Annotated in this window: 20 protein-coding genes and 1 pseudogene; 9 read left to right on the top strand and 12 right to left on the bottom strand. The window is 53.0% G+C overall.

Annotation, left to right across the window (positions count from 1 at the left end; all coding sequences use genetic code 11):
* Nucleotides 1-43 precede the first annotated feature (43 nt).
* Entirely contained in the window at nt 44-316 is a 273-nt protein-coding gene (locus ACIPZF_RS03740; RefSeq protein WP_400795338.1) for a hypothetical protein, read from the top strand.
* A 120-nt stretch (nt 317-436) separates the two neighbouring features.
* Here the strand turns inward: ACIPZF_RS03740 and ACIPZF_RS03745 are convergent, their stop codons facing one another.
* The gene (locus ACIPZF_RS03745; RefSeq protein ID WP_400795340.1) at nt 437-1,759 is read right to left on the bottom strand and encodes a DEAD/DEAH box helicase; all 1,323 of its coding nucleotides are present in this window, start codon (nt 1,757-1,759) and stop codon (nt 437-439) included.
* A 145-nt stretch (nt 1,760-1,904) separates the two neighbouring features.
* Between ACIPZF_RS03745 and ACIPZF_RS03750 the strand changes: the two are divergent.
* The 5 genes and pseudogenes from ACIPZF_RS03750 to ACIPZF_RS03770 all read left to right on the top strand — a co-directional run.
* Nucleotides 1,905-2,609, top strand: a pseudogene (locus tag ACIPZF_RS03750) (mechanosensitive ion channel domain-containing protein); the annotation flags it as partial.
* A gap of 1,078 nt (nt 2,610-3,687) precedes the next feature.
* Nucleotides 3,688-5,109 (top strand): tyrosine-type recombinase/integrase, encoded by a 1,422-nt coding sequence (locus ACIPZF_RS03755; protein ID WP_400795341.1) that lies wholly within the window; start codon nt 3,688-3,690, stop codon nt 5,107-5,109.
* 2 nt (nt 5,110-5,111) lie between these two features.
* Entirely contained in the window at nt 5,112-7,019 is a 1,908-nt protein-coding gene (locus ACIPZF_RS03760) for a hypothetical protein (RefSeq protein ID WP_400795344.1), read from the top strand.
* Nucleotides 7,016-9,025 carry a hypothetical protein gene (locus ACIPZF_RS03765; RefSeq protein ID WP_400795346.1) on the top strand — a complete coding sequence of 670 codons (2,010 nt, stop codon included), beginning with the start codon at nt 7,016-7,018 and terminating at the stop codon, nt 9,023-9,025. The genes ACIPZF_RS03760 and ACIPZF_RS03765 overlap by 4 nt, the downstream gene beginning before the upstream one ends.
* A gap of 77 nt (nt 9,026-9,102) precedes the next feature.
* Nucleotides 9,103-9,540: a hypothetical protein gene (locus tag ACIPZF_RS03770; protein ID WP_400795348.1), complete on the top strand. Its 438-nt coding sequence runs from the start codon at nt 9,103-9,105 to the stop codon at nt 9,538-9,540.
* A gap of 451 nt (nt 9,541-9,991) precedes the next feature.
* Here the strand turns inward: ACIPZF_RS03770 and ACIPZF_RS03775 are convergent, their stop codons facing one another.
* From ACIPZF_RS03775 to ACIPZF_RS03785, 3 genes are all read right to left on the bottom strand, one after another.
* Nucleotides 9,992-10,948 (bottom strand): hypothetical protein, encoded by a 957-nt coding sequence (locus ACIPZF_RS03775; RefSeq protein WP_400795350.1) that lies wholly within the window; start codon nt 10,946-10,948, stop codon nt 9,992-9,994.
* Nucleotides 10,949-11,761: 813 nt separating this feature from the next.
* Entirely contained in the window at nt 11,762-12,082 is a 321-nt protein-coding gene (locus ACIPZF_RS03780) for a hypothetical protein (protein WP_400796089.1), read from the bottom strand.
* Between the two features lie 9 nt (nt 12,083-12,091).
* Nucleotides 12,092-12,334 carry a TetR/AcrR family transcriptional regulator gene (locus ACIPZF_RS03785; RefSeq protein ID WP_400795353.1) on the bottom strand — a complete coding sequence of 81 codons (243 nt, stop codon included), beginning with the start codon at nt 12,332-12,334 and terminating at the stop codon, nt 12,092-12,094.
* Between the two features lie 458 nt (nt 12,335-12,792).
* Between ACIPZF_RS03785 and ACIPZF_RS03790 the strand changes: the two genes are divergently transcribed.
* The 3 genes from ACIPZF_RS03790 to ACIPZF_RS03800 are packed head-to-tail and all read left to right on the top strand — an operon-like array spanning nt 12,793 to nt 16,107.
* Nucleotides 12,793-14,307 (top strand): APC family permease, encoded by a 1,515-nt coding sequence (locus ACIPZF_RS03790; protein WP_400795356.1) that lies wholly within the window; start codon nt 12,793-12,795, stop codon nt 14,305-14,307.
* A 13-nt stretch (nt 14,308-14,320) separates the two neighbouring features.
* Nucleotides 14,321-15,232, top strand: coding sequence for an NAD(P)-dependent oxidoreductase (locus ACIPZF_RS03795; RefSeq protein ID WP_400795358.1), 912 nt, complete (start codon nt 14,321-14,323; stop codon nt 15,230-15,232).
* Nucleotides 15,233-15,285: 53 nt separating this feature from the next.
* The gene (locus ACIPZF_RS03800; RefSeq protein WP_400795361.1) at nt 15,286-16,107 is read left to right on the top strand and encodes a substrate-binding periplasmic protein; all 822 of its coding nucleotides are present in this window, start codon (nt 15,286-15,288) and stop codon (nt 16,105-16,107) included.
* Between the two features lie 506 nt (nt 16,108-16,613).
* On the opposite strand, the gene ACIPZF_RS03805 is transcribed toward ACIPZF_RS03800, so the two are convergent.
* The 8 genes from ACIPZF_RS03805 to ACIPZF_RS03840 form a co-directional block, all read right to left on the bottom strand.
* Nucleotides 16,614-17,528, bottom strand: a complete 915-nt coding sequence (locus ACIPZF_RS03805) for a pyridoxal-phosphate dependent enzyme (protein WP_400795363.1) — start codon at nt 17,526-17,528, stop codon at nt 16,614-16,616.
* A 47-nt stretch (nt 17,529-17,575) separates the two neighbouring features.
* A complete protein-coding gene (locus tag ACIPZF_RS03810) occupies nt 17,576-17,956 on the bottom strand; it encodes a RidA family protein (RefSeq protein WP_400795366.1) in 381 nt (126 codons plus the stop codon).
* A complete protein-coding gene (locus ACIPZF_RS03815) occupies nt 17,949-18,647 on the bottom strand; it encodes a transcriptional regulator (RefSeq protein WP_400795369.1) in 699 nt (232 codons plus the stop codon). The genes ACIPZF_RS03810 and ACIPZF_RS03815 overlap by 8 nt, the downstream gene beginning before the upstream one ends.
* Before the next feature lie 169 nt (nt 18,648-18,816).
* Nucleotides 18,817-19,593, bottom strand: a complete 777-nt coding sequence (locus ACIPZF_RS03820) for an aspartate/glutamate racemase family protein (RefSeq protein ID WP_400795372.1) — start codon at nt 19,591-19,593, stop codon at nt 18,817-18,819.
* A 20-nt stretch (nt 19,594-19,613) separates the two neighbouring features.
* Complete coding sequence (locus tag ACIPZF_RS03825) at nt 19,614-20,543, bottom strand: electron transfer flavoprotein subunit alpha/FixB family protein (RefSeq protein WP_400795374.1); 930 nt, start codon at nt 20,541-20,543, stop codon at nt 19,614-19,616.
* A 14-nt stretch (nt 20,544-20,557) separates the two neighbouring features.
* Nucleotides 20,558-21,307 (bottom strand): electron transfer flavoprotein subunit beta/FixA family protein, encoded by a 750-nt coding sequence (locus tag ACIPZF_RS03830; RefSeq protein ID WP_400795377.1) that lies wholly within the window; start codon nt 21,305-21,307, stop codon nt 20,558-20,560.
* A gap of 149 nt (nt 21,308-21,456) precedes the next feature.
* Nucleotides 21,457-22,617, bottom strand: a complete 1,161-nt coding sequence (locus tag ACIPZF_RS03835; protein ID WP_400795380.1) for an NAD(P)/FAD-dependent oxidoreductase — start codon at nt 22,615-22,617, stop codon at nt 21,457-21,459.
* A gap of 24 nt (nt 22,618-22,641) precedes the next feature.
* The gene (locus ACIPZF_RS03840) at nt 22,642-24,147 is read right to left on the bottom strand and encodes an FAD-dependent oxidoreductase (protein ID WP_400795383.1); all 1,506 of its coding nucleotides are present in this window, start codon (nt 24,145-24,147) and stop codon (nt 22,642-22,644) included.
* Nucleotides 24,148-24,150 lie beyond the last annotated feature (3 nt).

Below are 24,150 nucleotides of genomic sequence, written 5' to 3' on the forward strand. Positions count from 1 at the left end.
CACAGGCCTCCACCGGGCATCATCAACGCCGGAGGTATAAAGGATGAAACCGCTGCTGCGCATCGCCTGTGCGACCGCCCTGTCCTGCGCCCTGCCCGCCTGGGCTTGTACGCCGGAAGAAGCGACCCAGAAACGTGAAGAGCTGGCCGGGCTGGTGAGCCAGCTGACCGAGCAGAACCCGCAGAAGGCCAAGGAGATCAATGATGAGCTCCAGGGGATGGAGCTGGGGACGGCTAGCAAAGACTTGCCTGATAAGTGTCAGCTGATCGACAAGCGGATCAAGGAGCTGAAGGTGGCGGAGAAGAAGGCAGATTAATGGATGTCAATACCGGCCTCTTCGCGGGCAAGCCCGCTCCCACAGGATTACCACTGTTCTTGAACACTGTGGAGAACCTGTGGGAGCGGGCTTGCCCGCGAAAGGGCCAGCCCAGACTAATTACTCAGCCGCAGGCTTACGCTTCTTCAACGGCGCCAACCCATCGCCACTGGCCAGCGGCGCATTCGGCCGTGGTTTGGCGGTCGGCTTGCGCTTAGCCGCGACCTTCTTGTCACCGGTCTTCTTGTCACCCTTCTTCTTCTTGGTGCCAACAGCCTTGCCCGACGCTTTGACCTTCTTCGGTCCGCTGTAGGTGCCTTTGACTTCCTTGATCACCCGGCGCTCGAACTGCTGCTTGAGGTACCGTTCGATGCTGGACATCAGGTTCCAGTCATTATGGGTGATCAGCGAAATCGCCAGGCCTTCGCCGCCAGCACGGCCGGTGCGGCCAATACGGTGCACGTATTCGTCACCGCTGCGTGGCATGTCGAAGTTGATCACCAGGTCCAGGCCGTCGATGTCCAGGCCACGGGCCGCGACGTCGGTGGCTACCAGCACCTTGGAGCCGCCCTGCTTGAAGCGTTCGATGGCCAGCTTGCGGTCTTTCTGGTCCTTTTCGCCGTGCAGCACGAAGGCCTTGACGTCTTTGGCCACCAAGTGGCCGTAGATGCGGTCGGCCAGTGCACGGGTGTTGGTGAAGATGATTGCCTTGTCGAAGGTCTCGTTGGCCAGCAGCCACTGCACGATCGCCTCTTTATGCTGATCGTGGTCAGCGGTGATGATCTGCTGGCGGGTACCTTCGGCCAGTTGCGAGACGCTGTTGAGCATCAGGTGCTCAGGGTCTTTCAGCACCTTGCCGATGATGTCGCGCAGCGCCGCGCCGCCCGTGGTGGCGGAGAACAGCAGGGTCTGCTCGCGGTTTTCGCACTCCTTGCACAGGCGCTCCATGTCTTCGGCAAAGCCCATGTCGAGCATGCGGTCGGCTTCGTCGAGGATCATCACCTGGACGTGGGACAGGTCGAGGTTGCCGGCATTGAGCTGCTCGAGCAGACGGCCTGGGGTGCCGATCAGCACGTCCGGCACCTTGCGCAGCATCGCGGCCTGTTCCTTGAAGTCTTCACCGCCGGTGACCAGGCCCGACTTGATGTAGGTGAACTGGGAGAACAGTTGCACTTGCTTGAGGGTCTGCTGGGCCAGCTCACGGGTCGGCAGCAGGATCAGCGAGCGGATCTCGGCACGCGGGCCTTTCAGGTCGACCAGGCGGTTAAGCAACGGTAGGACGAACGCGGCGGTCTTGCCGCTGCCGGTCTGCGCGGTCACGCGCAGGTCACGCCCTTGCAGGGCCAGGGGGATGGCCGCGGCCTGCACCGGGGTTGGCTCGACGAATTTAAGCTCGGCCACGGCTTTAAGCAGGCGTTCATGCAGGGCGAATTGGGAGAACACGGAGGTAACCTCAGGCAAGTGCGGGGAAATTCAGTTGCATAGGGTAACGTTTTCTGCCGCCGGAGCCGAATTTCTTTTGGCAACTTTGTCGCCATCCGCGCTCTAATGGCACTTCGTTTCGCAAGCAAAGACCGTTCTGACGCTCATGGATATGCAAAAAATCTGGCGTGACAGCCTCGACCTGTGGGGCACACTCGACCAACACCCCATGCTCCACGCCGCCATCGGCCTTGCCGTGCTGCTGCTTATTTCCCTGGTCATCGGCCGCCTGGCGCGCTTTCTGGTCCTGCACGCCACGCGTCTGCTGGCGCGGCAGCAAGCGCTCAAGTGGCTCGACGACCTGCGGCATAACAAGGTGTTCCACCGCCTCGCACAGACCACGCCGTCGCTGGTCATCCAGTTCGGCCTGAAGCTGGTGCCAGAGCTTTCCGACACCGCCCAGCACTTCCTCGGCAATGTCGCCCTGGCCTTTACCCTGCTGTTCATGACCCTGGCGCTGTCGTGCCTGCTCGATGGCCTGCTGGACATCTATGCGCGCACCGAGCATGCCCGTACCCGCTCGATCAAGGGCTACGTGCAGCTGGCCAAGATGATGCTGTGGATCTTCGCCTCGATCGTCATCGTCGCCACGCTGATCGACCGCTCGCCGCTGTTGCTGCTTTCAGGCCTGGGTGCGATGTCGGCGGTGCTGCTGTTGGTGTACAAGGACACCCTGCTGTCGTTCGTCGCCAGCGTGCAGCTCACCAGCAACGACATGCTGCATGTCGGTGACTGGATTGAGATGCCCCAGGTTGGTGCTGACGGCGATGTGGTGGACATCACCTTGCACACGGTGAAAGTGCAGAACTACGTGTGACCTTTCCCCAAAACACGCATCGTGTGAATGAAGGTCATAAATGGACAGCTCCCCCTCTCATGACTCACCTACTCCCGCCTTGCTCTCAGGCATCTTCAATCAATCCCAAGCTGGTTATGTCTCCGACCTGACTACAGCCTTGGTGGCCAGCCCTCAATCACTCCCTCCTACATCAATGGTGCGGAAATCCTAGATCACCATCACGCAGGGGCTGCTCCAAAAGAGAAAACGATTACCGCCTGGGACGCGACGATGAAACCGGGGCGTCATAGCTTTCACTAGCTCGCTGAATCACATGAGGGGTATGCCTTAAACCACTCAAAAATCCAGGCGAGTGAGGTTTTGCGGTCGTTGCGGGGAGCAGCAAAGAGCCTCCATAGCGATGCTCCAGAGAGCCTTACTTAGATGATCGGTAGGGAGAGCACTGGTCGCAGTACGCGATCGAATTCCACCAACGCCCTCTCGTGGCGAACGGCTACTCATAGGGTCACAGCCAACCAAAGTCCTTGAATTGGAAGCTGAGACTATTCAGCGGTGGAACGAATTGCAGACTCCCCTTTGACTACGAGGCTTGCAGAAACCCACTGAGCCCCGTCAACCCCACAGAGCATGCGACTCCCTCCCTTCTTCATCAGCCTCTAATGGGCTGTCTTCCCCCCATAGACTATGGCATTTGCGCAACGGTGCAGACGGTATAACCACGCCATTGAGCACTCAGCGAGCACCATTGCTCGGCCCTGAGACAACAGATCAATACAAGGCTAATTCGCAAATTTAATCCACCATCTTAAAACAATAATCCATTAAACCGAATCAAAACAAAAGCAAAGCAAACAGCAGAAACAACCTCAACAAAAAAATCACAGTATCAATATATGCAAAAAGGCAACTACCACTCGTCGGACTGACACGACATCTTATTCGGAATTGAATAGGATGCGAACCGTTACCGCGCTTGGACAAAGAGCCTTATAAACAAACCTCAGCATCTATCCATACAAACCATATCTATCGTTTAACAGTTCGTTTAGACCAACTGCTGACACACTCACCCTAAACCTGGAAAACATATATGGTTTTGAAGCCCTCTATCGCCCCTAAGAAAGCGAGCGCAGATGATCTGCATGCACCTAGGTATAAAGCACTCAAACTATATAACGTAGATCTCTTCAAACGCTGCGAAGAGTCCGAGGCAAGGGGCTGGATTCAGTCCGAGATCCAAGAAGGCACCGCATACCCTGTAACCTGCCTTGATCACCCTGTTCAAGTCTTGGCCTCGCACGCGGTGATCCTGTGCCCAGATGGTTCGATATGGAAGGAAGGATCCTTATTCCTGCTTCGCTTAGCACTGGATGATGACTCCAAAGACCCAGAAACACTGCTTGGCATGGCCGGTCATCTGGCGGATTTCATGAACACTTTGGCTGGGGAGGAGCGACACTTTCTCGATTTTAGCGGCCACCGCTTTGAAAGGCCAACTTACATCTACAAAGAAAAATTTAATTTACCCATTAAAAAAGCTCAGATATCCGTTTCAACCGCCAATGCAAAAATTAGGACGGTGGTAAGTTTCTACAAAGACTTAATGGAAATTCGAAACTTCACACCTGAGCAAGCACCTTGGAAAACCAGGCGCACCGCCATTCAATATGAAGACTCATTTGGATATGAGCGAACAAAGTACGTCACGCATACAGACTTGACGTTCCCCGCTATTCGCTGCAACTCAATGGGTCAGTACATCATGGATGGTGGAAAGCTAATACCACTCAGCAAAGATGAGCAGCAAGCCTTGCTTGAAGCTCTTGTCGAGACGGGCCACCCCGAAATGCTCTTGATTTTTACAATAGCATTAGTTACTGGAATGCGCATACAAACCATATTAACACTTAAAACGTCATCCATCGCAACTGGAGAACGCGACAGCTTCGACCTCATACCTGTACGCGCAGGCAGAGGAACGCTAGTTGACGCAAAACGCGACAAATCTCAGGCGTCGCTAATGCCCTCTTGGCTTCACTACAAGCTCAGCACTTATCTTCACTCAAAGCGATACGAAGACAGAGCTGGCCTAGCCTTAGAGCAAGATACCGGCGCGCAGTATATTTTTCTCTCCAATTCTGGAAAACCTTATTACGTAGGAAAAAGCGATCGCCATCGACTAGAAAGCAATGAAAAAGGTTCCTATATCAGGCACTTCATCACTGACCAGTTAAGGCCACTTATGCAGCAGCGCGGTTGCGATTGCATTTTCAGTTTCCATGACCTCCGCGCAACATTCGGTATGAATTTAGTAGAGGAAAGACGTAACATGCTGAACCATGGCCAAATCAACCTCCTTCAACTTGTTGATTACGTCCGAAAAAGGATGAATCACAGTAAGTCAGAGACCACCCAGGAATACCTTAACTTCCAGCAAGATAAAGAAATCTTGTACCAGGCTGACAAAAATTATCAAGAGCACATACTTCGCATGAGCATTGGTAAAGTATAAAGATGCGCAACCAAGATAGCATCACGACAATAGATTTGCACATTGACACCCAGCAGGGGCTTCACAACGGCCTGCGCACATCAGTTCATTTACAAAACATATTAAAATCCAAAACAATAGAAAATATTATAGTCCGCTCCGCGCAAAGGAAATACCACGACGTAGGTGCTTGGTGCTTTGCAGGCAAAAAGAGCGTGCGACTACCAAAAACTGTTGATATTACACAGCATAGACCTGAACGTTCCACCCCCATTCAAAACCTGGTAAGTGAAGTCATCACAATGGCTTGTTCTGACAAAACAGCAGCAGGGGCAGGTTCAAAACTTGCAGACTTCGCTGTAATCCTCGACTTTTGCAACAGCAACGATCTTGTAGACTTTCTAAATTGCCCTGAAAGTTATCAGGACGCCTTGGAGAAATTTACTCTTCACCTAAAAGAAAGTAACCGCAAGGCAGTTACTCAGGCCAAGTTGCAGTCAGTCACGATCGAATGTGGCTCATATCTTTTCCCGTTTTCAAAAATTGACTTCAGCGCCGGCATTGAACGAATCCAATCTGTGGTAGACAAGTCCTCTAGTACAAAGCCGCCACCGGAGGCCCCTGTAAGTCGATTCGTAAGTGTTTTTGACAGCGTATTCAATGAGCTGGCTGATTTTATTTTAAATAGGAAAAACTTTCCTCAAGCCATAACAATCGATGGTGAACCAGCCATTGTATCGTCGGAGGCTTTTGCAATCATGTCAGAAAGCCAAGCAAAAACAAAAGCCTGTAGAGGCCCAATGAGCCCTTACGTTGACTATACGATTGGCAGATGTAAACCCTGGACTACTGTGCTCGCCGAACTGCCATCTACTGAGCTGAAACTCTACCGTGAATTTGTAAAGAAGTCCCTGAGCAATCTTGAAGAAGGCAACACTCAACTTTACTGTCAAAAAAGACGGCGATTACACAAGCTCGCACATGATAGCTTTGTGGCCCTTTTTGCTATCAACAGTGGCGAAAATGAATCTGTACTCATATCCACCCCATGGGATGACCACTATGATATTTCGAAGGGGGCAAATGGAACGCGCATCATTAGCTTCAAACTCAGAGGCGGATTACAGCCTGTAAACTTTACGGTGACAGCACCATTCATCAAACAGTTTAAAAAATTCATTGCACTGCGCAACCATATTCTTGACAACCAACATCACAACAACCTGTTCCTAGGCTTTGATTACAGGACTTTCAGCGGCTTTCGCCAGCTTGACGAAAACTGCATTAGAAACCTTTGCATTCAAATGCAAAGTATGGTTGATCCTGCATTTCCTATCCTAAGCTATAAAAGGCTCCGGGCATACAAGGACTCATGGGTTGTCAAGAATTACGGCCACGACACTGCGGCTGCCCTATTGCATCACTCAGATAAGACACAGCGTGACAACTACACCAACGTTGAAGAGAAAGAAGCGGTCGATAGCGTGGTCATTGCTGTCAGAAAAGTTGTTAGCTTTCTAAACTCCGAAAAACACGCTTCAATCCCATCTGGTGCTTGTAGCGGAGCAAATCCGACAAGTTCAATTCCAATTCCCTTAGGATATCAACCAGATTGCAAAAATAGTCGAGGCTGCCTGTTCTGCGATGAGTACCGTACAACCGCCGACGAAGAGAGCATCCATAAACTATACAGCCTCGAATACATCACCAAAAAATTCTTGGGGACATGTGATGACCTGGATCAATTCAACCTAATACACAAACCCGCACTTGATATTATTGACTTAGTACTGAGAAGAATCATAGCTCTCAAACCTGAGCTAAGCGATGAATCTCAAGCCATCCGGAGAAAGGTGTATCAAGACCAGGTACTCACCGAGTATTGGGAGATATATCTTTCACGCCTTATGAAGATAGGAGTCATCCGATGAGTTCTCTCAAGCACCTGCCCACACAAGAGCAACCTTTATGCTCTACACCTGACAAGACTGACAACAACTGCACACCTAAGGCATTTAAACCACAAGTACGATACGGAATGTCTTTTGACGATCTCCCAGACGACCTAATTCTTTCTGTCGACAGCTCTGAACAACCCTTAACAAGACTACAAGATCTCATTTGGGAGTTTCCGCAACTAAAACTTGTAATTACCGACAATGTAACATACTCATTTGCAGGACTGAAAACCGACAAGCCGACCAACGCCAGTAACATAAAGCTTGTTCAACTATTATTCTTGATGCGCATGTTCTCAAGCAAAGGAACGACCAAGAGATTAAGAGCAAGCAGTTTGTTTTCCGGGCTTCATTCTTTACTATTTCTATGCAGACATGCAGATGATAAAAACGTTCGAATACGCGACTTCGTGCAGAGCCCGGAGCTTTATAAGCCAATGCTCGAAGGAATGACCCACGGCCGCGCAAGTGTGCTGTGGCAAATCCTGCGAATTTTTAATATCACAAAATGCCCAAGCCATTGGTTCTCGGTACCACGCAACTTTATGAACGCCCTGAAAAAAGTTTACAAAGGCCGTTCGCACCACGGGACAAAACAGCACCCCGTTATCCCTCCTCGCATCCTAAATCAGCGCTGGGCTCACTATCACGAAGTCCTTAAAGACTTTAAAAGACACCAAAACCAGCTTTGTGAATTTCTTCGACTCAGCGCAACTAATCGTTTGTACGCTAGAGGTAATCATGCTCAGCAGCTTATCAAGAAGGCTGACCAAGCTTGTCCGAACGCGAATACTGAACCAGACTTCGAGGAAGCAGCAAGGGCCCATGGCCTTTATGAGTTATTTCAGAAATACAAGACCCGAGATGTGGCCTCTGTGCCTTATTTTCTGGGCTTGGCCCAGTACTGTGCCAAAGCCTTGATTCATATTTTAACTTTCATGCGCAGCGGCGAAGCCTTACTTCTTGAACACAAGTGTCTTGAGGCTGCGAGCGGGTGGTGCGAAGAAGGCTTATATGTGATTGGAATCTCAACTAAGTCTACTGGCACGGCCCAAGACACCAAGTGGATCACCATCGAAGAAGTTCAAGCTCCGTTGAAAATCCTTCTCGACATCTTTGACATAGTACACCCTTACCTCCCTGACGAACACAAGACGGTCAGAAACTTATTCATTACTCCGACGCACATTCCTATTACTCGACAAAAAGTCGTCCCACTTTTTAATAAATGTACCTCTCTGCGTTATGAGCAGTACCTACCCGCCATCCAAATTGAAGAGGAAGATCTTTTCAGCCTAGAACTGATTGACCCTAGCCGAGATTGGCGTGCCGAGGAAAAATTCAAACTCGGCAGGCCCTGGAGCTTCACTACCCATCAATTCCGCCGCACGATGACCGTTTACTGCGCTGAAGAGCGGCTCATGGGTTTGGGCCCGCTAAAGCGAGTACTGGGACATTTATCGGCCAGAACCTCTGAACACTATCAAAAAGGTTGCTCTGCCGGCCTTCTAAAAATGAGCGAGTACTCGCCAGAAACGATCGCTGATTTCAAAGAGGCAGCACTGGAAGCCAGTAATGCCATCTACATCCGAGACATTCTTTACTCTGAGGAAAAACTTCATGGTGTAGAAGGTCGTAAGATCCAGGCCAGCAAAGACTTACATGAGATTGTATTAGAGGATAGGATCGAAGACCTTCTGGCTCGTAAAAAGAAAGGCCTAATCGCATGCACCACCACACCGATTGGTCTGTGCCTTTCACTTCTACCATGCGAAAAGCGCGCCCACGCAGACTTTACGACTTGCGATGGCTGCAGCGAATCGGTAATCAAACTCAGCAAATTGGACTATGTGATCGAAGTCATGACCTATGACCTAGAGGCCCTGAACCCTGAAACAATTGAATACCGCATGGATTCTCAAAATTTACAGGACTTGGTAAAAATGCGAGAGCGTCTTGTTGCGAAGTCAGCACGATGAGCAACCCAATAAGACTCAGTGACATTCCTATCGACACTCGCTCCAAGCAATTACCTAAGCCATACATGAGAAAACCCATGGCCAATGCAAAGCAAGTTATCACTAGTGTAAACACCTCGGATGGCATCTTCCAGCTCTTCGAAGCGCTTATGCGCATAGTACAAGGCCGACCAATCCGAGTTCCAACTGGAACTGCAATCACTTTAAAATCTGTTGCCCTAGAAGCAGGTAAAAGTCCCGGAATCATAAAAAAGCAGAGACCTGTGTATGCTGAACTCATTAAAGAGATCAAGCGATGCGCCGCCGAGCAAAAGGAACGAGGCAACCCCAAAAAGCTGGTCAATGAGGCTACTCGCCGCTGGAAAGAGGAAGCAGAGCGCTCTAAGAATCTCTACCATCAATCATTAGCTCGCGAACTTATGCTCTTACATCAGCTGGATGAAGCAGAGCACCTGCTGCGAAACTCCGAAAACGTACTTAATTTTCCTTCGAGATCCGACGTGACTGGCTCCTAGATAAACCCACCTACCTCGAAGCGAAATGGTTAAAAACACACTAGCTAAAAGCGACCCAAAGGGCCGCTTTTAGCACACCCCTACAAACCATTGACACCACTTTAACCACTCAATGCCCACCCAAAACCTCTTGAACAATATACAACCCGAAAAACAACCTCACGACATATACAAACAAACTAAATACCTACAACAATCAAAGATAAGACATGATTTCTAAAAATCACCATCCCAGCACAGTTTAAAAAATCCTTCAGCTCGATATCACATGTCACTTCACCCAACGGAAGACGCCCTCAAACTCAGTACATTCCTGGTGACATAGAGAAGGGTACGGCTAATAACCGCAACTTCTACATCAAGCCAACCCGACCTAGACCTTCCGAGTTCAAAAGCATTCCAAATTAGCACCTCGTCGAAACATGATCTTCATCGAATCCACTACCGTTTACTAGACTCCCTGCCCCGGAATTTGAATAGGCAATGCTTTAGGGATGAGCACACCTCCCTGACTCATATAAACATCTTTGACCACTTCCATGCTGAGAGCGTCATACACATCTGCAGTCCATGCAGCGCCTGCGTGATAGCACCCGCTCAGGTAAGCGCTATATTCTTCGATCATTTGTTGATCGATACCAAGCCTTCCCGGATACGTAATACGCTGAGACACATATGCGTACTCTTCAAGCGTTATCTTACCAGAACCTAACAGATTACTAAGAATCGTCTGACACACACTGTAGCTATGCTGTCCACTTGGATGATTAAGCAGTGTTAAAACATGGGTATACTCACCATTAAGGATAGGCTGAATAATCTGGGCCATCTCATTACAAGTGATAGCCTTAACCTGAATTCCGGCTTCAATCTTGGTATCTTTAACGGTAGCAATTTCAGGAAGCTCATGCTGTGGATTGATGCTATAAAACTGAACATCAAAAGGGCAACCGGTATTGTAAAGAATTGCCGTTTCGCGCTTATCCAAAAGAGATTTATCACCTCTAACAAATACAGTAAACTTCTGATAAAACGCGTCAGATATTTGGTTAGGATTACGACCGGTGCACCAACCAAATGCTTGCTTCCCAATTTTCTCTGGTTGCTCCCGACACCAGCGAGCCAACGCTGCTTCGAAAACAAACCCTTTCCAAGCTTGTTCAGACCTCTTAGTCCGGAACATTAGGATGCCAGTGACTGGATGCACGATGAGATTACCTGTACCGAAAGCGTCAAGGTAGGTCACATTTCGGTACATAGTATCGAGAACTTGATGTCTCTCAGCTTCTGATAAGGAAGGGTGCAAGGCTTTAACAGCGCTTGTCGCTACGATCACTTTAGCTTCCCCTTGGCTTTGGGGAAGCTGGAAATTTCCAGTAGAAATTAGTTGCGGTGGGATGGATGACATCTGACGCTCTCTCTAGACTACAAATCAAAGGCAGCTCTGTAGGTATTATAGTCTAGCTCAGTTACTGAAGAGCATCTCCTCTGCATGAGTGCCAACTGCCCCACTCAGGTGCCTCAAAAGGCTCGTAGTTAAAGAAGCCTGATTAGCCCCGCGACAATCATTGCCAACGCATACGCAGTGCGTTGATGACCTCCAACAGTTCAACCACCTGCTCGACACTCCTACATCGAAGTTTCCTTGGTCAGCCACTTCATGGGCGCCCTTGTCCAGGTAACCCCAGATCAAGGTCTGATCGTCATTTCACGATGCGGCCACTGGGTTATGACTTCCAGCAATCAGCACCACTGTCAGCCTCGTTGAAAGCGATGCGCAAGGCCTACGAATCTATGGAGCCCGTCCAACAGATTATGGTGCTGACCTTGATCCATCTGTATAGCCCAGGAGCAGACATGTTTTTCCTAAAGGGAGGTTGTCCCACCCAAATCCCTGCTGCGAAGGCGCTTGATATTCTTCGCAGAAGCGGTCAAGCGTTAGCTATCTGGGCACACCTCTTGGGTCATTATGCGGGGTGGTGATGAGTCCGCGCCCTACCTGCTGCCTAGGCGCCTTGAATGATTGTGTGAGTGCCCTTCTTGTACTGCGCCTCGACACGGGAAGATCAAGGTCAACCAGGGATGCCATCAGGATGGCTTAGAAGCGCTTGGTGTGGGTATCCGAAGGCAACGGCTTCCAGAAGATCCCTGCTCCCTCGCTTAGACCAGTCAATTCGAAACTGGCCTGGATGCTTCCCAATAGCCGCACGACATGACCGGCCTATTGCTTCCGCCCGGCAGCAGCAAATTGAATCACCATCAGCTGCAAAAGCGGGATCGACTCGATGAGTTGGGCAGTGGTCAGAGTGCGGTTCGCCAAGGTACCCTCCAGCGTTGCGAGGATCACCTTCGCAGAAAACCTCAGGTCAGGCAGGCGGAACACCTTCTTAGCTTGTCCCACTGCAGTGATCTCCCATACTCGCGTGACAAGCTTGTCTCGGATCCCTCGGATCGAATGTTGGTGTGCCTGGGAGAGCAGATGCATGTCTCGTCGAGCCAGCAAGAGGTCTGTACGGCGTGTAGCTCCGTACTTGATGTAGATCTCAGTGAATCAGCGCATTGCCGTCAGGCAATCGGTCGACCTGGGAAGCTGCTGCTTGATCTCCTCCAGCAGGCCGTGTTCGAACCTAACCAGGAGCTGGTAGAGCAGATCGTCTTTGCTTCCTACCAGCTTGTGCAGCGATCCCTGGGGGACTCCAGCCGATTCAGCGATCTTTCGCAGGCTCACCGACTGAAATGTATTGGCGAGGAAGAGGGTCGTCGCGGCCTCGTAGACACTCTGCAGGCTGGACATCTCCTCAGAATACTGGGCTGCAGGGTCAGCCTGGTGAGATAGGGGGCTAGGCATTAGGGCGTCGAAAAACCAATGGGCACCATCCAATGGCGCTGTTCTCGTTGGACAAGCGGCACGCGCTAGCTAAGCTGTCGACGCATACCCATAAATCTAATTATTAGACCAAATGGTACGAAAGCTAGCCGACTTCTGCAAGAAGCTAGCTTGCCTGCCATAGCCACCGTGGCCCTTACCACCTGCGTGCCAACCTTTTCATCCTCAATTCCCCATCAGTCACGACCCAGACATTCCTAAAAACGACCTTTTGACACCTTTTGCGTACCCGTGAGACAGTTTTACTGTCCACCGAGTTGACAGTTTTATGGTCTGGTGAGATGGTCAATTGGGGCCCAGCCATGCACAAGGCATATCGGGGCTATAACAACGACTAGGTAGTTGCAGCACGGGAGTGTCCGAAAATGAGCGAACAAAAGGGCGGTCAATCTCTGCCCAATAAAAATCACGCTTCACCAGGATTAACAGGTCAGTTGGGCACCTTGGACATCGCCTTGACTACGCTCGCCTACGCGGGCCCACTGGCAGGGACTGCCGGCTACATCACCTTCGTTGTGGGATTCGGGAATGGGCTAGGTGCGCCAAGTGCATTCCTGGCCGTGATGGTCGCGTTCTTGATTTTTGCGGTCGGTTACAGCGCTTTGTCGCGATACGTCCCTAACCCAGGGGCTTTCTACGCCTACATCACTTCAGGCTTGGGTCGAAGTGCAGGTCTGGGTTCCGCATTCATGGTGCTCGGCTCCTACTTCTGCATCGGGGTGGGCTTCTACGGATTTGCAGGACTCGCATTTCAGGATCTGGTTGTGGGCTGGGGAGGCCCGAAAATCGAGTGGTACTTCTACTCGCTGATCTTCTGGGCGACCGTGGGCACCTTGGCGTATTTCCACATCGCAGTTTCCGCTAAGGTTCTGGGCGTTGTACTGATCGTTGAAGTGGTGCTGGCTCTGATTTTTGATGGCGCGGTAATGGTGCAAGGTGGGGCTGAAGGCATCTCTCTTGAACCCTTCACCTGGGCTGCTTTTAACAGCGGGAACGTCGGACTAGCGCTCATCTTTGGTGGTGCACTTTTCTGCGGTTTTGAAGCGACAGCGATCTATAGAGAGGAAACGAAGAACCCTGACAAGACCATTCCACGCGCCACTTACCTGGTGGTGGTTTTCATCGGCGTGTTCTATGCGATGACGTCCTGGGCGCTCATCACTGGCCTTGGTAATTCGCAAGCCGTCGCGCTCTCTACGGCAAACACTGCGACCGCCTTCTTTGACGTCGCCAAAGTCTTTGTGGGTGATTTCTTCTACAAAGTCGTAACCCTGCTTTTGCTGACAAGTATCTTCGCGTCCCACCTGTCAATTCAAAACGCGACGACCCGCTACGTCTACTCGCTGGCCATCGACGGCGTATTCCCTCGGGCACTGGGCAAGGCGCATCCGAAACACCGTTCCCCTGCTCGTGCTTCGCTAACCTGCAGCTTGATCTACCTGGGCCTGACGGCAGCCATGATCTTCGCCGGCCTGAGCGCGACGAAAATCTACTCGTGGTTCTGTGGCCTCGCGTCGTTCTCCATCCTGATCGCCATGGCAATTACCAGCCTGTCGGCCATCGTGTATTTCCGCCGCAATAAACACCACCCGGTGAATGCGTGGCAGAGCTTGATCGCCCCGGCGCTTTCGGTACTGACACTGGGCGGGATGGTGCTCCTCGCGGCTCAGAACTTCGCGACTCTAATCGATGATTCCCAGGCGCTGGCCGACACCATGATGTGCGCAGTGGTCAGTACGTTCGTCCTGGGCTTCGTCTACGCCTGCTGGTTGAAGAAGTCGAAGCCAGCCGTGTTTCAACGTATCGGTCGGCAGATGCGTGAAGACGCATTAAAGGATCTGACTGACTTCAATACGCTGAAACCGCTGAACGTTCGATAACAGGAGCGCCACCATGCTAAAGAAGCGCTCTCAGGTTGTCGTAGTAGGATGTGGCTTGATGGGATCAGCCATCGCCAAGGCATTGAGTGCTTCTGGGGTCAACGTGGTGGCCTGGAACCGCAACCCGGATGCTGCCGACCAGCTTGCAGAGTTTGGGGTCACGCCCGAACGCTCTCTGGAGGCGGCCATCCATTCATCCTCATGTGTCTTAGTCGTCCTCAGCAACTACGACATATGCAGTTCGGTGCTCTACACCCACCAATCCCTGCTGCGTGGCAAGGTCGTGGTGAACCTCTCAAGCGGTACCTGCGAGCAAGCGGACGAGTTCGGTCGATGGATTCGAGGTTTGAAGGCTGACTACCTCGACGGTTCAATCTGGGCACTGCCAAAAGGAATCGGCGAGCTTGGAACCTGCTTGTGCTACTCGGGATCACGTTCCGCGTGGGAACGCTGGCACCCGGTGCTCAAAGTCCTGGGTGGCGCATCCAGGTACGTGAGTGAACGGTTCGGGGCGGCAAATGCCCTCGAAGCTGCCTTTCCAGGCACCTTCTACATGACAGCCATCCTGAGTTTTATTGAGGGGGTTGCGCTGTGCCGGGCGTATGAGATCTCCGACGATGTGGTGCTGGACTCCGTAGACCCGACCATGGTGCTACTTCATAGCAGCCTCCTGCAGACGATGCAGAAGATCAGCAACAAGGACTACAGCACGAATCAGGCAACGCTGAAGGTATTCCAAGACGCTGTTTCTAGCTATCAGCGGAACACCCTCTCTCCAGTGAAAGACTCCCCGCTCAGCACAGCCCTTCGCCAGACACTTGAGCATGCCTGCTCGACAGGCATGCACGACAAAGACGTCGCAGCGACGATCAACCGATGGGGGATATCCCAGCTGACTTCGAACACACCATTACCTGTCGCTTGAGCGCCAGAAGCACTCATTGCCAACGGCATTTCGCATCCTAGGAGAAAAACTACATGCTCCGTCAGCTCACTCTCGCTATTGCTGTGATTATCAGCGTCACAGCCCAAGCAGCCAATGCTTGTACCCCGGTTCATGAGTTCAAAACCGTCACCCCCGGAAAACTCACCGTGGCGACGATGATGATTCCTCCTTTCCTCATTCCAGAGAATGGAGGCCTAAAAGGCGTGGACGGCGACTTGATCACCAAGATCGCGGAAATGGAATGCCTGACCATCACGCCGATCGTGGTCGATACGCGCGCAGTTATGCAGTATGTGGTTTCCGGCCAGGCCGATGTAGCCGTAGGTAACTGGTTCCGCACTGCCACGCGCCTTAAGTCGATGGAAATGACAAACCCTGTGTACTTGGACAGCCTGGCTATTTACACCAAGGAGGGTACGCCATCACTGGCCGCACTGGTTGAGTCTGGGAAAGTCGTCGGGACTGTCCAGGGCTACAACTGGGTGAGCGACCTGCAGAAGCTGTTCGGCTCCAAGATCAAACTGTATCCAAGCCCGGTGGCGCTGGCTCAAGACTTGGAAGCTGGCCGCATCGAGGCTGGCCTGGACAGCCTCTCGGGAGGCCTGTACGCCCAGCAACAGGGCGGATTAAAAGGTTTCAAGGTTGTTCGTGCTGAGCCTGATCAGCGCGTACGCGCCTCGATTGAGGCAGCCCAGATCGCGTTCGCCTTGGCCAAGGGTAATGACGAAGTCACCAAAGCCATCAACGAAAACATCGCAAAGCTGCGCGAGTCGAAAGCGATCGATGGTGCCCTGCAGGCTTATGGGCTGAGCGCAGAGGACAGCAAAGTTGGGCCACCACGGGCAATTGAGTAAAGATCGGATACTGGCCGGGCCCCCTCGCCCGGCCTTCTCGGCCCCGTTTTCTCACTCCCCTTATCTGGACGTTTGCCTCGCGTTCCACTTTGCCGCCTTCCTGATGAGGCGTCTTTCAAAAAAAACGAGATGATTTCAGGCTGCTCTCTGGAACCGCGTCGTAAACATAGATGCATGCAGCATCATTGCTGTCGAAAATCAGTCGGCTGTGATTCGCCTCATTTCCATTGTCTCGAATGCATTTCCAGGGCTGCCATCGCACTGTGTCACAGCATTAAAGCCATTGGAGTTCGCCGCTGGAGTTTACTTTGGAGGGCGCCACATTAGGTACAGTACGCAAGCTGATATGAGGGCGAACGGCACGCCAAGCACGGCGGAAATTTTCAGCGTGAAAAACCAGCCGAAGGGAAAGCTCATCCCAGCTGCGGCGACAAGGAAAAAGGTGTCCGACCCCCTGTGTTGGGGCCGGATAGTCATGTCAAACACGCGGCTCAAGACAGCTTGCGTCATTGGTCTGCGATCCAGGTGCGGATCTGAGCCAACGTAACAGTCGCTCCACCGCACACGACCATAAGAACATTTCTATACCTACTCAGTACTTCTCCTTGATAAGCCAGCGATAGCGCCGCACCGCACGCTGGTTCGACTAACACACGATGATCCAGCAAGAAGCGCTCGCAGGCCTCTAGAGCATCAATATCGCTTACAACGAAGCTTTCGATTGGGTGCGAGTCAAGATATCGAACCGCTTGCTCGCACACCCGCTTTGCGCCTAAAGATGTCGCGATTGAGCTGATGCGATCAAGCTCCACTGCCTGGCGTGCGACAGTGGCGGCCCGAAACGAAGCTGCTCCTTGGGTCTCCACGGCAATCACAGGGACATCAGTCCAGCCATTACGGTGCAGACCCTCGATAACGCCGCAGAGCAAGCCTCCACCTCCAACGGAAAGCACCACTGCATCAGGCTTGTTACCCGCCTGAGCAACCTCGTCGATCAGCGTGGCATGGCCAGACCACAAAAGAGGATCATCGAAAGGATGGATGAAAGCATCGGTTGCTGTCGTTAGCGATTGTGCGAGCTGGTTAGCTTCTTGCCAGGAGCTTCCATGAACAATGACTTCAGCGCCCTCCAGCGCCAGTAAATCCTTGGCCCTTTGGGTAGTGGTCTCCGGAACGACAACTGTCACGGGTACCCCAAGTGCGCGCCCTGCATATGCCACGGCTAGCCCTGCATTTCCACCTGATGATGAGACGAATTTTTGTGCGCCATTGCCATGGTGAATCTCGCAGGCATGGCCTACACCGCGAAGCTTGAATGAGCCGCAAGGTTGCAGAGCGTCCATCTTCAGTCGAATAGTACAGTTGGCTTCTGCACTCATTGGCCGCGATTCAATTAGAGGGGTGTGGATATGTAGAGGCATAGGTCTGGTATCCGAATTACGCTTCTTGGGTAAGTATGAGGAATTGATCAGCGCTGGCTGGGGGCTATTGCCTGTACCTCGATCTCTACATCGAGTTCAAATGCAAGCTTCGCACCTACCACTGAGCGCACCGGAAATCTCTCACCGAAATATGGCCGGTAAACCTCGTTGAAGTCCGAGAAATGCTTCATGTCCGATAGCCAAACGGTGACCTTGAAAACGTCCTCCAGCGTGGAATCGAGTGATTCAAGCGTGGAGGCGATGTTTTCCATGATGATTTTTGTTTGAGATTTCACGTCGCCGTAAATTGGCGTCGCATCAGGGGCCATCGAGACCTGACCGGACAGATAGAGGATTCCCCCCACCTCGACCGCCCGAGAAAAAGGGAAAGGAAGATGACTCGGGTGATGCTTGATCAGCTCATTCATTTTGTGGGCTCTTTTGCATATTGCGAATTTCTTCGAGGTAGTTGTAGATGGTGAAACGAGTGACTCCAAGCGCCGCTGCGGCTTTCTCAACGCCGCCTTTCACGATGAACAGTCCTCGCTCCTGCATCGCTCGAACCGCTTCTACTTTGGCGCGCTTGTTCATCTTGCCCAGGCCTAGGCTGTTCGACGAAGTCTGGATTATCTGAGCCATGAGCAGCTCCATATCCGCAGGATCTGAACGGGTATCGTCTCCGCCGGTTGGTGCTGGTTGCAGATTCTCCAGAAATCGCTGGGCAAGATTTAGGTCTGTCAGGTCGGCGTTTATACAAAAACTGGCGAACGGCGTTCCGGAGGAATCTCGGAACACAGCAGTCACGCTTCGTAGTTCTCGGCCACCGATAACGGTGTCGTAGGTGTCAGTGATTACGGGGCCCGTCGTATTTGAAGACGCGGCATCCATGACCAGCGCAAACCCTTTGTCCTGTTCTGGGCCACCCAGGATAGGGCTTCCAAGCTGTCGGCCTGAGATATGGCCATTTGCTATGGCTACCACTGAATGCTCAGGAGTTTCCAGATTGTGTAGAAGCAGTTCTGTGTTCCTGCCGATCACGCTTGAGAGCGCTGCGATAGCCGTTTTAAGGATTGAGAACGTCAGTTGACGCTCTTGGGCTAATGCCAAATCCGTGACCATGGGGAGGGCTCATTCAACGATTTGTTGAAATATACAACATTTGTTGATTTTGTCCTAGATGGAATTTCCCACGACCATGCCCTCAGGGGTCGATGCGATCCCAGGCGGCATATCAGATGGCGAACGAAAAAGCCCAGCATCACTGCTGGGCTTTCTTTGACGTCGAACCTTACTTACCGCGATTGGCAAACTGCCTGCGTACGCCTGCGAACTCGTCAGCGTTACGATCCTTGAGGTTCTGGTAGTAGGCACGACGGCTAATGGCGTAAGCACCTTGCTGCTTCAACTCAGCCAACGACTGAGCCATTTTCAGCGCCATGGTGTTTGGATTCAGGATGGCCACATCACGCGGGGTGCCTTCCATAATCGCCTTCTCGTGGGAGGCCGAAATGATCGTGCAGCCCAGAATGCAGACGTCAGCCTCAGCTTCACGGCGAATCTTGTCTGCAGCGGCCACAGCATCGCGCGCGACGCCAGCGGTGTCTTGGATCATGTCGGTCACCCACCAGTCAATGCAGTCGACCTTCCGGCAGTGAGCCTCCTCCCCATAGAGCCGAACCATGTCGCGCAGGTACGGAACCGCCTTATGGTGGTCGGTGACGAGCACATACTCGTGTCCATAATAGGGTGCCATCTGCATGGTTGCTTCAAGCGGGCCGATCACGGGGATATCGACCAGCTCGCGTGCAACGCGCACACCTGGATCGTAGCAGCAGCCTACAATCACTGCGTCGAAGCCGGCTTTTTCTGCCTCGATGCAGCTTTCGAAGATGGCCTCCTCGATCAGATGCTTGCTGTAGTAGTAATCGATGTTCTCAGGGCAATTCTTGGTGTTGGTTACAACCAGCTCTGCCCCACCGGTCAGATACGGGCTCATGGTCTCCATGATCAAGCCGTTGTAGGCATCGGTACCGAACGGGTTGATGAAATTGATTTTTACGCCCATTACGCTCTCCAGAATAGAAATTACAGCGCGTTAGTAAGTTCGGGAATGAGTTCGAAAATATCACCAACCAGACCGAAATCAGCCACCTGGAAGATCGGGGCCTCTTCGTCCTTGTTGATCGCGACGATGACTTTCGAACCGGTCATACCTGCAAGGTGCTGGATAGCACCGGAAATACCAAAGGCAAAATAGAGCTCAGGGGCAACGATCTTGCCGGTCTGGCCGATCTGCCAGTCGTTCGGGGCGTACCCAGAATCCACTGCCGCGCGAGATGCACCAATGGCGGCGCCCAGTTTGTCAGCGAGCGGGCTCAAGGTAGAGCTGAACTTCTCTGCAGAGCCCAGGGCACGACCACCCGCTACAACGATTCGAGCCGAAGCGAGGCCTGGACGCTCACTTGTAGCAAGTGCGTTACTCACGAAGGTCGTGGGGTTCTTGATGGCCGAGACGGCAACAGCTTCGATGGTTGCGTTACCCGATGCGCCTACTGCGTCGAACGCAGTGGAGCGGATGGTCAGAACCTTCTTGGCATCGGAGGACTGTACGACCTGGATGGCGTTGCCGGCATAAATCGGACGAGCAAAGGTGTCAGCCGAAATCACCTCGATCACTTCCGAGATCTGCATGACGTCGAGCTTCGCAGCAATGCGCGGGAGAACGGATTTGCCGGCAGTGGAGGCTGCCGCCAGGATCACGTCGTACTGAGGCGCCAGGCCGACGACAACACTGGCCACTGACTCGGCGAGTGCATGCTCCAGAGACGGATCGTCGGCCAGCAAAACCTTGCTCACGCCTTCCAGCTTGGCAGCCTGGGCTGCAACGGACTCAACAGCATGGCCCGCAACGAGAACGTGAACGTCTTTCTGGAATTTGGTTGCAGCACCTACAGCCTTGGCAACGTCATCCGCCAGGACGCCAGCGGTGTGATCAGCCAGAATCAAAACAGTCATAATCTTCCCCTACCTCAACCGATGACCGAGACGGCTTTGAGCTTCTCGACCAGCTCTGCAACCGAAGAAACGCGAACGCCTGCCTTGCGAACTGGCGGCTCTTCAACCTTCAAGACCTTCAAACGTGGCGCGGTGTCGACGCCGTAATCACCCGGTGTCTTCTTATCGAGCGGCTTTTTCTTGGCCTTCATGATATTCGGCAAAGATGCATAGCGCGGCTCGTTCAGTCGCAGATCGGTGGTGATGACCGCCGGCAGCGTGACGCGAACAGTCTGGGTGCCACCGTCCACTTCGCGGGTAATCAGCGCGCTCTCGCCTTCAATCGAAACCTTGGACGCGAAAGTGGCTTGAGAGGCGTCAAGCAACGCAGCGAGCATCTGGCCGGTCTGGTTGCTGTCGTCGTCAATGGCTTGCTTGCCGACGAAGATCAGACCAGGCTGCTCGGCATCGCAAACGCCCTTGAGGATCTTGGCCACCGCGAGAGGTTCGACATTCTCCTCGGTCTGAACCAGGATCGCGCGGTCAGCGCCCATGGCCAGTGCAGTGCGCAGGGTTTCTTCGCACTTTGCTGTCCCGATGGACACAACGATGATCTCAGCGTCGAGGCCGGACTCTTTGAGACGAACAGCCTCTTCCACGGAGATCTCGTCGAAGGGGTTCATCGACATTTTGATGTTATCGAGATCAACAGCCGAGTTATCGGCTTTGACTCGGATCTTGACGTTGTAATCCACGACGCGCTTTACGGGAACAACAATCTTCATGCCTGCGGCTCCTATCTAACTTTCAAAAGTCCAGTTTCAGGCAAGCCGCACCCCAAGGCACCCATATAATCACTTGGTGAAAACATGGGCACCGATGAGTACTTACCAACAAACTGACTGCAGAGATTAGTTACATAAACTTAAAAGCTTCAGGTGTTATAGCCACCTGGTTGCCATTTACGCTGCGCCTTCCAATCAGCTGGGAGGTCTTTGAAGCGATCAAGCTTCAGGGCGCTTATTGGCATCGAAGTCTGCCCCTCCAGTGCTAGATCTTTCACAGCAACACCCACACTCACTGCCATTCCAAAACCGTGTCCAGATGTGCAGGCGATGATCAGCCCCTCAGGGTCGCTGAGCCGGTCAACGATACAGACCTGATCTGGAGTGACATCGACGATACCTGCCCAACTGCGGAGCAGTGGGATGTGAGCGATCGAAGGCATCAATTCCGCGAGGCGACCTGCAATGTTTCGCACGATCGGCGTGTTCGGCTTGGCGGACTCTTCGGTCAGACTGACGTCAATCCATTCGTGAGGCCCACCATTGAAATGGATGTTGCCTCGACGGGTTTGACGCAGCGACAGACCGTTCCCCACCATCGCAACATCGAAGAGCGGAGGCAGCGGCGCCGTGACCATGGACTCCAGGCGCACCGTGGCGATGGGAATATCCACGCCCACCATCGCACCTATTTTTGCCAATTGCGGGCCGGCGCAGTTCACCACGACCGGCGCGTAGATAGTCGAATCAGGTGTGCGGACACCTTTGACTCGGCCACCCTCGACCAGAATATCCACCACAGGGCTGTTTTCGAGGATGACGCCACCTCGATCCTGGAATGCCCATGCGAATGCCTGGGAGGTGCGCTGAGGGTTACCGTGCCCTGACCGGTGAGTGTGGATGCCGCCTACGATGCCAGGCATCAGTGAGGGGGCAATCTTTCTGCACTGCTCACCATCGATCAATTCGAATGGGATCGCCGTGGTGCAGAAATGCTCATAGGTCAGTTGCATGTCTGCCCATTCCTGAGCATTGGTGGCGACCCACAGCCGGCCTTCCTGCTTCCACTCAGTGGGATATCCCAATTCCTCGTCCAGGGTATCCCAGAGCTTTTCAGCTTCAGCTGCCAGGGCTGACTCCATCGGCTGTTCGCCACGAAGGCTCAGAAAGCCAGTGGCACGCGAGGAGGCCTCCGCTGCCGTACGACCTTTATCGAGCACAATTACTTTCGCCCCGGCTTTCGCAAGCCAGTAAGCGGAAGACAAACCCGTAATCCCTGCGCCGATAATCACAACATCTGCATTTTGCATACAAACCTCTTACCTGCAGGCTACTCAGTGAACGCCACCAATGGTGTCTTCGACCGGGTGCAACCACGTCGGCCAGTTATCACGCATCTCTTTGGGTTCATCGTGAGCACGGATGATGTTCAACGGCAGAGGACGTACAGGCACTCGATAGCTGCCTGGGGCGACCTTGCTCAATTCAACTCCCGCAATGCCTGCAAGCAGCATTGCCGAATGCTCACGGCAACGGCGACCTTGGCAGTGCCCCATGCCGACGCGGGTCATGCGCTTGAGCATGTCCTGACTCGCTTGCCCTTCGGCAACGAAGGTTTTGGCCGCATCGCAGGGACTGCTGTGCGTGGAGGCGAGGTACTTGGGCGCGCGAACCTCGATGAGCTCTTGGCGTGAAACATCTTCACACTGGCAAGCCATGACACCCATGCCGCCAGCCTTGACCAGAGCATCCAGCCAGTACTGTGGCGGATAAACAGAACGAGAATCCGACTGCACCTGGGGTGCCTCGATCTCGTCCTCCACAGCCTGCCCTTCCCTCGCAGCAATCGCAGCTGCGATACGCTGACCTTGATAGATCGACACGTCCGGGTTGATGAGCGAGGCTTCAGTCACACCGCTACCATCACCGGCCACGAACACGTTCGAGATAGTGCTTTCGAATTCCGAGGTGAGCCGAGGAGCCCAGCCACCTTGAGCGGCATCGTAGTCAAGCGCAGCGCCTGCAGAAGCAACCAACTCGACGTTGGGTACCACGCCGTAGGCCATGCAGACGGTGTCACAGATAATGTCGATAGTCGGCAACGACTGATCAGTAACTGGCACCAATACGGCCCCACTGACTTCGTTGACGCCCGTGGTGTTCTTGATGCAATACCCCGTGAAAACAGGGACACCCTGATCTTGGAGCGAGGAAGCAAGGTCGGAATCACCCTGTAACTCATCAGCGGCTTCTACGATGCCGACGACCTTGATACCCAGCTCGATGGCTTGGCTGGCCAGCTGAAGGGCCACGTTGCCCGAGCCCAACATCAGTACCTGGTTGCCACCCAGTGCCTGGTACTTGCCCATCAGTGTCGTTGCGCCTTTCGCCGCGAGCACTCCGGGGAGGTGCCATCCCTCGAAGGACAACACCAGATCACGAGCACCTGCCGCAACGATCAGATAGTCGAAACCAAGCATCCAGGATTTTTCAGCATCGGCCAGACCGACCTGATTACATTCCAGATGTTCGTTGTTTGCCCCCGAGACAAAGAGGCCCCAGACGCAGGTGTTGGTCAGTACTTCAACACCCGCCTCAAGGCACTCCATGAGGAGGTCGTTGGAACCCAAGACTCGGTCAGCGATGGTGCCTTCATCCGACAACACCGGCGCGAGTCGAGCGCCGTAGAAATACGGCGCATCCAGGCTCATCGCAGCGGTATTCTGCGGGTGCTCATCAATCAGGGTCACGGTCAGTCCCCGACGAGCAGCCTCAAGTGCTGCGGTACAGCCCGCAACACCTGCACCGATGACGACAACTTGTTCTCTTGTAATAGTCATGGC

It is taken from the genome of Pseudomonas sp. NPDC089752 (assembly GCF_044748725.1).
Taxonomy (GTDB): Bacteria; Pseudomonadota; Gammaproteobacteria; order Pseudomonadales; family Pseudomonadaceae; genus Aquipseudomonas.

Coding starts and splice junctions, on each gene's coding strand:
- ACIPZF_RS03790 (WP_400795356.1), top strand. CDS start 12,793: ATGAGCGAACAAAAGGGCGGTCAATCTCTGCCCAATAAAAATCACGCT.
- ACIPZF_RS03775 (WP_400795350.1), bottom strand. CDS start 10,948: ATGTCATCCATCCCACCGCAACTAATTTCTACTGGAAATTTCCAGCTT.
- ACIPZF_RS03765 (WP_400795346.1), top strand. CDS start 7,016: ATGAGTTCTCTCAAGCACCTGCCCACACAAGAGCAACCTTTATGCTCT.
- ACIPZF_RS03800 (WP_400795361.1), top strand. CDS start 15,286: ATGCTCCGTCAGCTCACTCTCGCTATTGCTGTGATTATCAGCGTCACA.
- ACIPZF_RS03770 (WP_400795348.1), top strand. CDS start 9,103: ATGGCCAATGCAAAGCAAGTTATCACTAGTGTAAACACCTCGGATGGC.
- ACIPZF_RS03810 (WP_400795366.1), bottom strand. CDS start 17,956: ATGAATGAGCTGATCAAGCATCACCCGAGTCATCTTCCTTTCCCTTTT.
- ACIPZF_RS03825 (WP_400795374.1), bottom strand. CDS start 20,543: ATGACTGTTTTGATTCTGGCTGATCACACCGCTGGCGTCCTGGCGGAT.
- ACIPZF_RS03835 (WP_400795380.1), bottom strand. CDS start 22,617: ATGCAAAATGCAGATGTTGTGATTATCGGCGCAGGGATTACGGGTTTG.
- ACIPZF_RS03740 (WP_400795338.1), top strand. CDS start 44: ATGAAACCGCTGCTGCGCATCGCCTGTGCGACCGCCCTGTCCTGCGCC.
- ACIPZF_RS03795 (WP_400795358.1), top strand. CDS start 14,321: ATGCTAAAGAAGCGCTCTCAGGTTGTCGTAGTAGGATGTGGCTTGATG.
- ACIPZF_RS03760 (WP_400795344.1), top strand. CDS start 5,112: ATGCGCAACCAAGATAGCATCACGACAATAGATTTGCACATTGACACC.
- ACIPZF_RS03840 (WP_400795383.1), bottom strand. CDS start 24,147: ATGACTATTACAAGAGAACAAGTTGTCGTCATCGGTGCAGGTGTTGCG.
- ACIPZF_RS03820 (WP_400795372.1), bottom strand. CDS start 19,593: ATGGGCGTAAAAATCAATTTCATCAACCCGTTCGGTACCGATGCCTAC.
- ACIPZF_RS03785 (WP_400795353.1), bottom strand. CDS start 12,334: ATGTCCAGCCTGCAGAGTGTCTACGAGGCCGCGACGACCCTCTTCCTC.
- ACIPZF_RS03805 (WP_400795363.1), bottom strand. CDS start 17,528: ATGCCTCTACATATCCACACCCCTCTAATTGAATCGCGGCCAATGAGT.
- ACIPZF_RS03815 (WP_400795369.1), bottom strand. CDS start 18,647: ATGGTCACGGATTTGGCATTAGCCCAAGAGCGTCAACTGACGTTCTCA.
- ACIPZF_RS03755 (WP_400795341.1), top strand. CDS start 3,688: ATGGTTTTGAAGCCCTCTATCGCCCCTAAGAAAGCGAGCGCAGATGAT.
- ACIPZF_RS03830 (WP_400795377.1), bottom strand. CDS start 21,307: ATGAAGATTGTTGTTCCCGTAAAGCGCGTCGTGGATTACAACGTCAAG.